Source organism: Chryseobacterium viscerum (genome assembly GCF_025949665.1).
Taxonomy (GTDB): domain Bacteria; phylum Bacteroidota; class Bacteroidia; order Flavobacteriales; family Weeksellaceae; genus Chryseobacterium; species Chryseobacterium viscerum_A.
This window is the reverse complement of sequence record NZ_JAPDFT010000001.1, coordinates 3,088,034-3,102,418: the sequence shown is the minus strand read 5'-3', so window position 1 is coordinate 3,102,418 and position 14,385 is coordinate 3,088,034. Positions and strand designations below refer to the sequence as shown.

The window sequence follows — 14,385 nt, the reverse complement described above, 5'->3', positions numbered from 1 at the left end:
ATGAAATTTAAAATATTTCTAGTCATAATCATATTATTAGGAGCTTTCTTTGTCATAAGAATTTTTCTGTCAGATTTCTTTACAAATAAGCATGAGGTTCATCTTATTGATAAATATTTTGTAGTAGAGATTAACGGAGAATATAATTTAATGCATAAAGAGGAACATGGATATAGTTTAACAGTTCCAAGTGTTTTAGATGTATATATAAAGCAAGATGAAATTATTGCCATATCAAGTTTAGAAGGAAATAAATTCATAAATAATAATTATAAAAATCAATATTTAACTCATGATAATACTTATTATTATCATGTAAAACAATACAAGGTACAAGAGGTTAGTGAGGAACAATTTTTAAAACAAAAAAAAATGTATAATTTGATATGGCAATTAGAATAAATAATTAACATTAAAAATACTAGCACCGCTTCGCAAAGTCTCCTGACTTTGAGGTGAAAAAATCAAAAGTAACTTAATTTAATATTAAAAAAAACCTCGCAAAATGCGAGGTTTTGTACTTTAAGAATCGTCTTTATCATTTGTAATGTTATTTATTCCAGTGCTCAGAGTACACAGTTTTTCTTAAATTTACCATTCGGAGAAACCATGCTGGAGCAGAGAACAGGAGTATATGATAACCCATATAAGTTCAATGCAAAAGAACTGGATAGAGAAACAGGGCTGTATATTACGGAGCGAGATATTATAATCCGAGAGCAAGTATACGAACCTCCTCATTATCATAATAAGAAAGGAGCCCATTATACTTTTAAAGGACAAATGCCTCGCTCTACAAATAAAACAGGAAAACAACATTAATTTTTATGACATCCTATATAGATTCCAATAATTATTATCTGTCGAAATTTTTTAATTATGAATTACTCAATTACGATAGTTTTTGGTTATTTTACAGTCAAAGAGATGGTATTCAAATGGCTGATCTTTTTCCCAATCAGAAGGTTTATTCTTTTTTATGGGAATATTCAGATGAAAATATTTTAATAAAAATAGATGAATGGAAAAGGGCTTTCAGAAGAAATAATATTAATATCTCACTAGGTGCCAAGTTATACACTCAAAACTATTTATCAGCTGACAGGATAGTTTATTTGGATTGCTTGGAAACAGATCTTAAAATATCTGATGAACAATTTAAAGATCTTACAGCTTATAATATTGGGCAACATTTTTTTCAAATAGTAACCGAAATGCATACATCATTTGTTGATATCAATCTAAACTTTCTGGAGATTTCAGATAGAGTTGAAAAATTTAAAGAATTTGTTAGAATCTTAGATACAGATGGTGTCCAGGCATTAATTTTAAATGGATATAGTCATAATGGAGAACTAATAAAGCTTTGTATTTGTAATAAAGGTTGTACACTGTTAAATGTAGATAAAACGTTACCACTAGATATTTTTGAAAATACATTTGTAGCTATACCATTTCACTGATGGAATTGAAATGCCTGTTCCACAAAGTCTCCCAACTTTGAGGTGAAAAAAACAAATAACTCAATTCAATATTATAAAAACCTCGCATTTTGCGAGGTTTTTTAATTAAACAAGACCCACTAATCCCTATATTTGCCCCATGAAACGATTAATGCTGCTGTACGTACTTTTCCCCGCATTTCTATTCTCACAGACTACCGGAAAAGTGATCAAAATTTCAGACGGAGATACCATTACTTTACTTTTAAAAGGAAACCAGCAAAAAAAAATCAGGCTGGCCGAAGTCGATTGTCCGGAAAGTGGACAGGCATTCGGGAAAAATGCCAAACAGTTTACTTCTGCCCAGGTATTTGGAAAAACGGTAAGCTTTGTTGAGACGAACACGGACCGTTATGGGAGATCTATTGCGAAAGTGTATTATGATGATGGGAAATACCTTTCCAAAGAGCTTATCAAAGCTGGAATGGGATGGTGGTATTACTCCTATTCCAAAGATGATTCTTTAGGGAAACTGCAGGAAACTGCAAAGCTTAAAAGGATGGGGCTTTGGCAGGATAGTAATGCTCTCGCTCCCTGGGATTACCGTAAAATGAAACGTGAGCTTAGAAATAATAAGAAAATTGAAGCTGCTAAGAACGGAACAAAAGTAAAAGAAGTAGCGTAAATTAGGAAAGGAAGCGTGAAGATGGGAGAGGGAAGTTAATTAATATCTATCAAATGATGTAGTGTGAACTTCTATCCTCCAGCTCCCTGCTTCCAGCAATTTTTCTATCCCCCTTTCTTCTTTACAAAAAGATAAAAACTCGCAGCCATAAAGATAAAAATGGCAGCAATATTACAGTAATCTATTCTTTCAAAAGCGATATTTTCGTTCATGAAGTTTTCCATTGATTTGTAGCCACCGGTATAAATCAAAAAATCAGCAAATTTTTTCTCATGGATAATCGTTGTGAAAAGCAGCATGAATACTCCAAAACCGATAGGATAAATGAAATTTTTAAAAAGAAGACTCAAAGCTAGCTGTACCATAGCAATGGCAGAAAGAGTAATGAAAAACTTCAGAAAGACATAAAATATCACTTCTCTGAAATCATAATTCTGGAAACCCAGCTGTGGAAAAATGATACTTAGCAGATATCCGCTTAGCAGAAAAGTCAGATAAGAGAAAAGCACAGAGAAAAAAACAGTTATCTGGATAAATATAGCTTTTGAGAAAAATATTTTAGCCTTGGAAACCGGAAGTGTGAACAGAATTTTATAATTATTATTCCGGTATTCCACATCACAGCAGGCATGTACAAAAAGCGATACCAGAATAGGGTAGAGAAGATAGAAAAACATAAACACAGTCCTTCCCAATGACATTTTCCAGGGATTTACCGTTCCCTCTGATTCTTCCATTCCAGAACGGAGTACATCATAAACCATGTACAGATCAATCGCAAAGATGATTAAAACAGGAAGCAGCAGAATCCCGAAAATCTCTTTGTTTTTCGAGAGTTTATACTGCTCGGAAGAAAAAGCTTTGAAGAAAGTATTGGTATTAGTCATGTTTTTTAGCAATTAAATTAATGAAGATCTGTTCAAGATTGGTGCTTTGAGATTCTATGTCATAGATCTCAATTCCATTCTGGATCAACGTTGTGAGAAGTCCGTTGAATTCTTTATCATCATTGATTCTTACAGAAATTTTGTTTGTATTATTCAGCGTTGCGGAAAAAGTGCCCTGGAGCAGAGATAATGCTTTTTCAACAGGATTAACTTTTAAAGCAACTTCTTTTTCCACTTTGCTTAGAAGATCATTTTTTGTTCCCTGGAAAATCATTTGTCCCCCTTCTATAATTCCGATGTGGGTCGCCGTTTTTTCAAGCTCGCTCAGAATATGGCTCGAAAGGAAAATGGTTTTTCCCAGCTCATTCAGATGCTGGAAGAGTTTTCTCATTTCAAAGATTCCCTGAGGATCAAGTCCGTTGAGAGGTTCATCCAGAATCAGAAGTTTCGGGTCATGAAAAATAGCCATTGCAATTCCAAGACGCTGTTTCATTCCCATAGACAGGGCGCTTGCCTTCTTTTTCTTTTCGTTAAGAAGATCTACCAGTTCCAGAACCTCATCAATCCTTTTGTTTCCTTTACCATAGATAATGTCCAGGTATTTTAAGTTTTCAGAAACAGTGAGCTTGGTATAAAAACAAGGAGATTCAATCAGGTTTCCTGTGTTGGCGAGAGTTTCTGTTCTATTCTGCTTTAAGCTTTTATTTTGAATGAAAATATTGTCACCTGATGATTCCAGAAGTCCCAAAAGGAGTTTGATCGTGGTCGATTTTCCTGCTCCGTTTCTTCCCAGATAGCCATAAATACTGCCTTCGGGAATATTGAGGTTGATATTGTTCAGAATGGTTTTAGAACCTATGGTATAGCTGAGATTTTTAGTAGTGATGCTTTCCATTATTCGATGGGTGTTAAAGAAGTATTGGTGTCTATATAAAATATTCCGTCAAAAAACCGGCTCCAGACTTTTTTCTGATCTGTTCCCTGGTTGATGGTGGATACAAACTCTTTCTTCAGTACGGAACTTTCCGGGATATTTCTGAGATTGATAAAAAAATAAGGGGTCTTCGTTGCGTGAAATGTATTTTCGATGGCAAGTTTTCCCGGTTTATCTACTAATGTTCTGGTTTTATTGTATTTGGCGTAGGATGAAAAATCAATCATATAAGAAGCCTTTCCGTATTTACTTTTGATATAAGCGCCCAAAGGCAAATAATCTTTGCTGTACCGGCTTGCAAAAGTGTGTAAATTTGCACACCAGACAATCAATTTTTGTCCTTGATAAACGGAGTCAATCTGATGAATAAGGTTTTTAGCCATCAAAGAATCTCTGAACTGCATACTCTGCATAGATCCGGATTTGTATTTCCATATCTTATCGAAATTGTTCCTCATGTCATGTAAATACCGTGCATACATAATGTTTTCAGGATCTTTTTTCAATTTTGAAACCACATGTTCCAGTCTGCTGATTTCCTCCAGAATATCCTTTTTCTGATTGCCGGGTAAGTTTTTACTGGCAAACCCTTTGTACATAAAATTAGAGATCTGATTAAGGTTCTTGTTTAAAAGAGGAAATGGCTTAAGCTCAATCGAATTTTTGTTTAAAAAATCCTTCAGCAGCTTACCGCGTTTTTCATAGAGTTCATCTCCGGAAAACTGAATATCAAACCCGCCCAGTTCTATCGGATGAGCTGAAGTTTTAGTTGTTTGATAATAACTGATCAAAGGATGGGTTTCCTTATTATTCCACCAAAAATCAAAAAGTCCCGTTCCTCCTATAGAAGCTGAGGGAATTTTCAGATTGTGGTTCTTCATTTCTTCATTCATCATCCATGTATCGTATTGTCCTGCTTCATAGAGCACAACATTATACCCCATATTCTCATGAAGATATTTAATGAGCCTGCTTTTGGCCTGCATGGTAGCTCCGTCATAATGGATGTTTTCTCCCAGCATTAGAATCCTGTTCTCTTGAAGCACAGAGTCCAGAACCTTCAGATCGCTATTGTCCGGATAGATCATAGAAATGCTTTTTATGGGATGTTTGTACCGCTGGACGTCGTTCAGGAGTTCCTGTTTTTCTTTTTCGGGAATATCTTTAAAAACAATTTTATTCAGGATTAAAACTGCAATGACAGAAATTATAAAAGTGTAAAGTATTTTTTTCATCCATTCAAAATTACCCAGTTGCTAAATGTATATTCACTTTGTTATTTGGTTTTAAATTTAATAAAAAACAAAAGATTTATATGAAAACTGTTTATTCTTTGGTCGAAAATAATGCCATGCGAAAAATGATGTCAATTCGTCTTGTTTTTCCTGGTTCCGGGAAATATATAAGTCTGATGATGGATTAAAAAATAAAAAACTGTCTCAAAAAAATGAGACAGTCTCTTTAAACAAAAAGTATTACAATCCTGATAAGGAAGTTGTATCTGATTTAATTCCTGTTTTTTACCAGAATCCATCCAGTATAGGAAACAAGCTTTTGGGTATCCGGATCCATCCACTTTATTTCATACCAGTAAGTACCACTGTTCACGGGAGTACCACCGATGGTACCATCCCATTTTAAATTATTATTCTTATCAGAAGAATGAATGAGCTGTCCGTATCGGTTGAAAATACCAAACTTCAGATCTTTCAAAAACCCAAGCTCAGAATAATCCAGGGTGTCGTTGATGCCGTCACTGTTGGGAGTAATGGCATTAATAAGATTCGGAACCAGGATCTGAGTCTCTACAGGAGTACAGTTGCTGGAATCTTTCACATAAAAAATATTTTTACCTCTTGGAAGACCACTGAATACATTAGAATCCTGCCATATCATTCCATCCCTTGAATACTGATATGGAGGTGTGCCGCCTTCCACAGTGAGGGTAACCGTATTTCCTGTGGTTTCTATCTTCTTGATTTTGGGAATAGGAACAGACATTACTTTTACAAATTGTTTTGTTTCACATCCGTTGGAAGTCAGGATTATCCAATAATTACCTATGGAAGCAATGATAGAAGGTGTCGTTGCTCCTGTACTCCATAAATAAGAGGTATAACCCGGCCCGGCATCCAGTGTGGTTCTTGCATCAGGACATATATACTGATCCACTAAAAGAGGAGAGGGCTTGGGTGGAATGACCGTTAAAGTAATTTGGGCGAAATCAAAACAGCCATTACCCGTAGTTACCTTCACATAAACTGTTGTATTTGGAGAAATATAAGCAGTTGGAGTGGTTATTTCATTCGTTCCATTAGTGGCATCTGTAAGAGTAGAATAATATCTCTTCGTCACAGGAGTAGTGGTAGTGACAAGAGCAGTAGTCAGATCAAAAGTTCCTGTATTAGGATTGCTTGGAACAAAACATCCGTTAAGAGTTGCGTTCTGCACATTTGGAGCTGGATAAAACTGAAGGGTTATTTTAGCATTTGCCGTACAGCCTTCAACGGTGGTTACCTTTACAAACGCTGTGGCAGGAACTGCTGATAGATAGGCATTGGCAGGAGTAATTTCATTGGTTCCGGCATTTAAATCTGTCATGGTAGGATAATATTTTCTGATGGCATTGGCCGGTCCTCCTACAGCAGCTGTAGTAAGATCGAAAATACCCGTTCCGTTGGTCTCGCAGGTTTTTACGGTAGTATCCGTTAAAATCAGAGGCTGAACGGTTACATTTACTTTTACCTGTTCACAATCTGTAAAGTCAGGATCATTTCCACAGAATTTATAAGTGAAAGTATCAGTTATTGTTCCTGCGTTGGCCGTATAGGTAAGAATTCCAGTTGTTGGGTTTATCGTTAAAGTGCCATTGGCAGGTGGGGTAATAATCTGCACTGTCCCCGGTACCGGAGTCTGTGTAGAATTGGAGAATGCAGGAGTGATGGTAGTAGGTGTACCGGCACTGCAGACATTCATTGGTTTTACGGTATTCACAAGACAGCTGTATACCTTGTAAGGATAAGTTGTAAGAGGAGTACATGTGCTTTTCGTGATGGATACTGTATAATTTCCTGCCTGAGTAGGATTGTAGGTGTTGCCGTTAGCTCCCGGAATAGGATTTCCATTGAGGTTCCATTGATAATGGTCAAAGCCGCTTTCTACTTCTAAAGTAATTCCCGGAACACATTCGCCTGCAGATTTACTGATCACCGGAATTGAATTGAAGCCTGCAAAATATCCTCCGTAGCCAAGATTTCCACTACCTCCTATAATACCGGCTGTAACTGCTTTGGTAGAAGTCACTGTAACATTTCCAGAGATATTGGGAATTGAGTATGAAACCCAGTTTGGAGTTCCGGAGACAGGGAAAGGTCCTTCTGCTGCGGTAGGAGTTACTCCGTTTACTGTTACTCCGGCTCCTGTTTGGGTAAGAATATTAAGCTTTACAAAAAGCGGTGGATTGAAAGTTGTATAATAAGGAAGTTCTCCTATTTTTCCTATTTCATCAATAACAGTAGGAAGAAAACAGTTAAGAGGTGGTATATAATTGAACCCTTCCGTAGCATCATTGTCTGCAATACCTGATAACAACTGATAGACATAGACATTCTTTGAAGCTTTGATGTACATATTGTGATGAGAAGGCCCATTGAGTACATAATTCATTGCACTTACCCTGTAATACTGCCCTTCGTTGAGCGTTATCACAGGTGTTGGGTTGTTGTTAAGCCTGATCTCTGTATTGTTTTCTGTAGCGACAACAATAGCTCCCTCAATTTCAGGAATAAGATTTCCCATTCCTTTAATAAGCACAAACTCCTGACCTAAACGTTCTACCGGAACAGACTGATCCATGATAATATCCTCGCCGTTATAAGGAGGTGTCATTCCAAACTGACCATGATAATTTCCATTGGTCACAGATACAGGTTTGGTAGCTTCAATTTTAGCACCGATAAACCCGTCTTTGTTGCCCGGTTTATTGGCAAATCCGGCAAAAATATAGGATTGTCCTTTATTCAGGGTGATTGTAATACTGGGATGGGTAAGTCCGTTAAAATTATTATAGAACCACGTAGTCATACCATATCCTGAAACTTTGATCTGGGTATTGTCTTCGGTTGCCAGAATACCACAGGAAAAATTTTGCGAAGGCTGATTGTTCATTAATGGAGCATATACAGCATAAAATTTATTACCAATTCCGGCTTTTCCCTTGGATGTCAGAATTTCTCCATGATTAACTTCCGAAAACCTGTACGTGGCAAAAAACGGGAGGTCTCCGTGAAGATAAAGTCCCCTTGTTTTTACACTCATCGCATCGGTTGTATTTTGTCCTATCATCAGATTCATCGGAACATCAAAACTCTGTGGACTTCCTTTGCTGATGGTAACTGTTCCTATCACAGTATTGTTATTGTAAATACTGACAGGGAAAGGAGTATTGCTGTCTGTGGAAAGATATAATGCCTGTTTGGGTGAGCCGTTCGAAGAACTCGCGATCATAGGTGCAAACCAATGGTCTGTATCCCTTTGTGCACAAACAGATGATGAGGCAAATAGTAATATAAAGATAAATAAGATCCTTTTCATAAGCTTTAAGGAAGATTAGATTAAATAAGGCATGCAGCTTTTCATGAAAGCAAGCTTTGTTACAATTGATTGATTGTGTTTAGATTAATCTTTAATTTTTCAGTAAGATCCATCCTGTGTATTTGATGACAGCGTCTTTCAGAGCCGGTTCTTTCCAGGTGATTATGTACCAGTAAGTTCCTGTGAACAGTTTTTTATTATTGAACATGCCGTCCCATGTATAATTGTTGAAACGTGTGCCTGTAAAAACATTGTTTCCATATCTGTCATGTACTGTAAAGGATAGCGCTTTCTTGTAAGCAAGTTCTGCGTAGGAGATCATATCATTCATGTTGTCTCCATTAGGTGTAATGGCATTGATGATATTGATCACCGTCAGTTCTACCTGTATTGGTTCGCAGTTGTAAGAATCCTTTACATAAAATTTATTCTGACCATTAGGCAGCCCTGTAAATACATTTGAACTTTGCCAGTTGGCTCCATCAGTGGAATATAAATAAGGAGGATTCCCTCCGGTTACGGTAAGCGTTGCCTTATTGTTGTCGAGATCAATTTGCCTGATAACAGCTTCAGGTGCTTTTTTTACAGAAATATGCTGCTTTGTAAAACAATTGTCATGTCCTAAAATCACCCAGTAATCTCCTACACCTGCGTTGGAGATAGAAGAAGTTGTAGCTCCCGTACTCCATTCATATGATTGATAACCCGGACCGGCATCCAGTGTTGTGGTAGAATTAAAACAAATAGACTGATCTTTAAGCAGAGAAGAAGGATGAGGTAATGTAACAGTAAGATTTACTGTTGCAATGGTGAAACATCCTGTTGTATTAACCACCTTAATATATGCTGTTCCGCTGGAAGAAATATAGATAATAGGGTTCGGGATAGCATTGATTCCTGATACTGCATCCTGTTGAGTTTTATAGTATTCTTTGGTAATTCCTGTTTCGCTGGTAACCATTGCCTTGGTTAGGTCAAAACTTCCCTTATCCGGAGCAGCATCTATATAACATGAAGTTAAAGAAGCATTCTGAACTTGTGGGGACGGATTGAATTGAAGACTGATTTTTGCCTGAGCAAAACACCCTTCAGGACTTGATACTTTTACATAAACATCTTTTGGAGCAACAGATACATAGGCATTGGCTGATGTAATTTCATTGGTTCCGGCTGCAAGATCAGCGGGTGTCTGATAATATTTTTTCTGAGCCCCCGCAGGCCCGCCAACATTAGCCGAAGTAAGATCGAAGACTCCTGTCCCATTATTGCTACATGCTTTTAATATAGTATTTGCTGTGGTTATTGTCTGTATGGTAATATTTACCTTTACTTGCTCACAGTCTGCAAATTCCGGAACATTTCCGCAGAACTTATAAGTAAATGTATCAATAGTAGCTCCTGTATTAGCTGTATAGGTAAGAATACCAGTTGCAGGATTTACAGTCAGAGTTCCATTGGCTGGTGGAGTAATGATTTGTACGCTGCTTGGTAATATTGTTTGAGAAGAATTGGAAAACACAGGAGTGATCATGGTAGGATTTCCCGTTGAACAAACTGTTAAAGTCTTAGTGGTATTTGTCAAACAGCTGAATGCTTTGTAAACAGGTGTTGTTGCAGGAGGGCACGTTCCTCCTACAGACACTGTTGCAGTATAATTTCCTGCTTGCGTTGGTGTATAATTATTGGTTGTTGCTCCGGGTATAGGTGAGCCGTTGAAATTCCATTGATAGGACACATAGCTGTCATCTACTTCCAGTACCATTCCGGGAATACACTCTCCACTCTTTTTAGAAATGACGGGAATGGAAGAGAATCCGGCAAAATACCCTCCGTATCCTACATTTCCTTCACCTGCAGCAATACCAGCCGTCACCGCTTTAGTAGATTCTACGGTAATATTTCCGGTAACATTCGGGACAGAGTAAGTAACCCAATTAGCATTTCCGGTTACGGGAAACGGTCCCTGTGCAGTTGTTAAAGGCATTCCGTTAACAGTAACTGTAGCTCCTGTTTCAGTGATAATATTCAGTTTGACAGCAGGAGTGATGGCTGTGTAATAAGGTAATACATTGATCATTCCTATTTCATCTATTTTCTTAGGGAGGAAACAGTTGAGAGGAGGAATATAATTGGCACCGATGGTGATTTCAACAAATGACGTTGCTGTTCCCGCCATCAACTGATAAACGTAGACTTTTTTGGTAGTCCGGATGTGCATGTTATAATGTCCGGTACTATTTTGATTCATGTAAGAAGAAGAGCCGATCCGATAGAACTGTCCTTCGTTAAGTGTGACAACCGGATTCACATCATCATTGAGATACACCTGTGTATTATTCTCCGTAGCGGTTACTACAGCACCCTCTACATTTGATGCAATCGGAGCCATGCCTTTAACGAGGACAAAATCATCCCCTAAACGTTCTACCGGTATCGACTGATCCATTAAAATATCACTACCATTGCTGGAGTTGATGATCTGTCCATTAAAATTTCCATTAGTAACTGTTACAGGTTTACTGGACTCAATTTTTGCCCCAATAAAACCATTTTGATTTCCTGTCTGATTTCCTCTGCCTTCAATGATGTAAGATTGTCCTTTATTCAGCGTAAAGGTCATTGAGGGAGAAGACGCTCCCGAATTACCATTGGAAAACTGAACAGAAGAATCATAATTGGAAACAATTACTACCGTGTTGTCTTCTGTTGCCAGAACCCCACAAGTAAAATTATTGATAGAAGAAGAATTGGAAATAGGTCCATAAGCCACATAAAACTTATTTCCAATTCCTGCCTTTCCCTTAGAGGTAAGAATTTCCCCATGACTTTTGGTAGAAAACCTGAAAGTACAGAAGAAAGGTTTTTCTCCTTTTATATAAAGACCTCGTCCTGTTACCTTAAATACTTCCGATTGAGATCCGGTAATCATATTGTCCATCGGAATATCAAAAGACTGCGGATTTCCTTTACTGATCGTCACAGTTCCAATCACTGTATTATTGTTATAAATAGTGACTGGAAACGGTACCATAGAATCTGTTGACAAAAACAAAGCCTGTTTATTGGAATCATTGGTCCTGGACATCATAGGGGCAAACCAATGTTCAGTATCTCTTTGGGAGTAAAGTTGATTGCTGGCAATGAACAAAAATAAAATGGCAAAAAGAAATTTTTTGAAGGAAGAAAGGAAATGCTTTGTTGTATCAGAAGCAGGTTTATAAACAGAGTAAAAGTCTTTCATTGAATAAGTTTAAGGGGATAAAAACTGTCATAAAAGCGGTGTACAAATTTTCACCGCTTTTGATGACAGAGACAACATTTATTTTTTTATTGCTTTTACGGTTTGAGCAGTACCGTCTTTCATGATCATTTTTACTAAATACAGACCTGAAGGCAAATCTCTTAATGAAATGGAAGTATCAAAGTTTTTGATCTCATTTACCACTTTACCTGAAGTATCATAAATGCTTATCAGTTGTATGTTTTTACTGTCAGTAATAGTAATGATATCAGTAAAAGGATTAGGATAGATGCTTGGTTTGGATTTGATAACCGTATCGCTTACCCCCATAGACTGTGTAGGAGCCCATGAAATATTATCCCAATAATACAATGAGTTGCTTGAAGTGGCATAAGTATTACGGATGGCAAGTCTGGCTCCTGCAGGAACAGTAGCCGGAATATCAACAGTATATTCGCTGGTTCCTGTAGCCGGAGTATAAGATGTATTTGTAATATTCAACTGCTGAATCACTGTAAAAGTAGAAGCATCCGTAGGATTCGTTACATACCCTACTTCCAGCTTTCCGGTATTGACACTGCAGTAGGCATTAAATTTCAAAGAATGAGTTCCTGCATTAATATTAGAGAATTCAGGAAGCACAGCAATGGTTACATCATTTGCAGATATGCTGCGTTGTAATATATGTTTTGTTCCGGAAAGCGCTCCGCTTCCGCTAATGTTAAGACTGGCTATTCCTGTTGTAATTTTTCCCCAACATGGAGCATTGGTAAGAAGCCCGGCATTATAAGAGTCAAAATTCTCGGATAAAGTAGTCACAGGCGCACAAAGGGTTAGTACAGATGTAATATTGCTCCATACACTTTGATCTGTAGCACTGCATCTTGATCTTACCCAGACATAATAGGTTGTTGCAGAATTTAATCCTTGGATGATGTAAGGATTTGATGTTATTCCTGTCAGGTTGGGTGGAGTAGATGAGGTGGGTGGAGTGCTGCTTGTGCTGTAATAAATATCATATCCTAATGCAGGGGCAATGCTTGGGGCTGTCCATGCTGCAGTTACGGTTGCGCTGGTTACATTAGATAAAATGACATTACTTGGAGAGAAACACGTTGGTTTGGGTTCCCAGTACACATTGTCCCAATATATAGCAGTAGCAGGTACACCTCCGTGCCTTACAGCCAATCTTGCTGTAGCCGGAACCGTAGTAGGAATTGTTACATAATATTCATATCCGTCAAATACAGTATTACTGATATTAACAGACTGTATGTTAACAAAAGTAGAAGCATCTGTATCGTTTGTTACATAGCCAATGTCTAATACCCCTGCTGTTGTTCCTGTTACTTTTGCCTTAAATCTTAGCCAGTGAGTTCCTGCGTTCACATTGCTAAATGAAGGAAGAACAGCAATTACCATATTGGCAGGACCGTTAGCACTTTGATACATTACTTTGGAGTTGTTAACGCCACTACCAGTACTAATAGCCTGATAGCCTGTTCCTAAAATAATTTTGTCCCAACAGTTTAAGGTATAGCTTGCACTTGTTGTAGCATTTTCAAAATCTTCAAACATAGTTGTTTGTGGATCACATTTGGTCGTGAAAGTTCCTCTTAAAGACCATGCACTTTTGTCTGTTGAGCTGCAAACAGATCTTACATAATAGTAATAAGTAGTAAATGATGCAAGGCCACTGAGCGGAGCAGAAGTAGAAGTTGTGCTTCCCGATGCAGGAGTAGAAGCATTCGGGACAACATTGGATGAAGAGTAATAGTACTCATAACCATTTCCGGGTATTGCTGTTGGAGGTGTCCAGGAAATTGTTGCTGTATTGGTTGTCAGATTGTTGGATGTAAGTGCTGAAGGAACAAAACATGATGGTGTTGGATCTATCTTCAGGCTGAAATCCACGAAATTACCATAATTATTAGGCCCGCATGGGCTTACCGGATTGGGAAATGAAGTTCCGCTCTGTACTCTGATTCTGTAAATTCCTGCTGCCTGAGATGGAGGAATGTAGAATTGATCATCAACAAATGTATAAGCGGATGGAGTCAGCGGATTTTCATAGAAGTCATCGAAATCCCCATCGGCATTCCAGTCAATCCATACATAAGATTTGACACCTGATCCTGCAAAGTCCAGGTGAACATTCACTGTTCCTCCCGGATAAGATGTTACAATCTGGCTTGATGAATTATCAGTATAAGCCTGATATGCTGTAGCATTATAATACAATGCCCCCTGATCAGAGAATGTCGCATTTTTCAGATAATTGTTTTGGCTGGTCGCACCCGCAGTAGGTATGCAATAGGTCTGAGCGTTCAGATGATAAACCGAAAAGAGGAAAATCATCCATAATAAGTAATGTTTTCTCATTTTATTTCTATTTTTTAAGGGTTGATATACCCGCTTTATTGTCAGATTTTGAGCGGTAGAATTAATTGTTGCAGTACGTTTTTCTAACTTCTTTTCCTACATCAATGAATATTGATCCATTGAATTGTATCTTAAAAATCATATCTTAGATGATTGTAAGATTATCTTTAATTTTTTATAATGATAATGCTTAATACGTGTGATGGTTTCATTGAAATTTG

Annotated in this window: 10 protein-coding genes; 4 read left to right on the top strand and 6 right to left on the bottom strand. The window is 37.5% G+C overall.

Going from position 1 to position 14,385, the window contains the following annotated elements:
• From OL225_RS13985 to OL225_RS13970, 4 genes are all read left to right on the top strand, one after another.
• Nucleotides 1-402: a hypothetical protein gene (locus OL225_RS13985; protein WP_264518655.1), complete on the top strand. Its 402-nt coding sequence runs from the start codon at nucleotides 1-3 to the stop codon at nucleotides 400-402.
• Nucleotides 403-609: 207 nt separating this feature from the next.
• On the top strand, nucleotides 610-822 hold the full coding sequence (locus OL225_RS13980; RefSeq protein WP_264518654.1) for a hypothetical protein: 213 nt from the start codon (nucleotides 610-612) through the stop codon (nucleotides 820-822).
• Between the two features lie 5 nt (nucleotides 823-827).
• Nucleotides 828-1,463 (top strand): hypothetical protein, encoded by a 636-nt coding sequence (locus OL225_RS13975; RefSeq protein WP_047374087.1) that lies wholly within the window; start codon nucleotides 828-830, stop codon nucleotides 1,461-1,463.
• A 139-nt stretch (nucleotides 1,464-1,602) separates the two neighbouring features.
• Complete coding sequence (locus OL225_RS13970; protein ID WP_264518653.1) at nucleotides 1,603-2,127, top strand: thermonuclease family protein; 525 nt, start codon at nucleotides 1,603-1,605, stop codon at nucleotides 2,125-2,127.
• A 104-nt stretch (nucleotides 2,128-2,231) separates the two neighbouring features.
• Here OL225_RS13970 and OL225_RS13965 read toward each other — a convergent pair whose 3' ends face one another.
• From OL225_RS13965 to OL225_RS13940, 6 genes are all read right to left on the bottom strand, one after another.
• Nucleotides 2,232-3,014, bottom strand: a complete 783-nt coding sequence (locus OL225_RS13965) for an ABC transporter permease (protein ID WP_264518652.1) — start codon at nucleotides 3,012-3,014, stop codon at nucleotides 2,232-2,234.
• The gene (locus OL225_RS13960) at nucleotides 3,007-3,909 is read right to left on the bottom strand and encodes an ABC transporter ATP-binding protein (RefSeq protein WP_264518651.1); all 903 of its coding nucleotides are present in this window, start codon (nucleotides 3,907-3,909) and stop codon (nucleotides 3,007-3,009) included. The genes OL225_RS13965 and OL225_RS13960 overlap by 8 nt, the downstream gene beginning before the upstream one ends.
• Complete coding sequence (locus OL225_RS13955) at nucleotides 3,909-5,183, bottom strand: erythromycin esterase family protein (protein ID WP_264518650.1); 1,275 nt, start codon at nucleotides 5,181-5,183, stop codon at nucleotides 3,909-3,911. Before OL225_RS13955 ends, OL225_RS13960 begins: the two co-directional genes overlap by 1 nt.
• A gap of 271 nt (nucleotides 5,184-5,454) precedes the next feature.
• Complete coding sequence (locus tag OL225_RS13950) at nucleotides 5,455-8,541, bottom strand: T9SS type B sorting domain-containing protein (protein WP_264518649.1); 3,087 nt, start codon at nucleotides 8,539-8,541, stop codon at nucleotides 5,455-5,457.
• Between the two features lie 91 nt (nucleotides 8,542-8,632).
• Nucleotides 8,633-11,782, bottom strand: a complete 3,150-nt coding sequence (locus OL225_RS13945) for a T9SS type B sorting domain-containing protein (RefSeq protein WP_264518648.1) — start codon at nucleotides 11,780-11,782, stop codon at nucleotides 8,633-8,635.
• Between the two features lie 78 nt (nucleotides 11,783-11,860).
• A complete protein-coding gene (locus OL225_RS13940) occupies nucleotides 11,861-14,164 on the bottom strand; it encodes a fibronectin type III domain-containing protein (RefSeq protein ID WP_264518647.1) in 2,304 nt (767 codons plus the stop codon).
• Nucleotides 14,165-14,385: the final 221 nt, after the last annotated feature.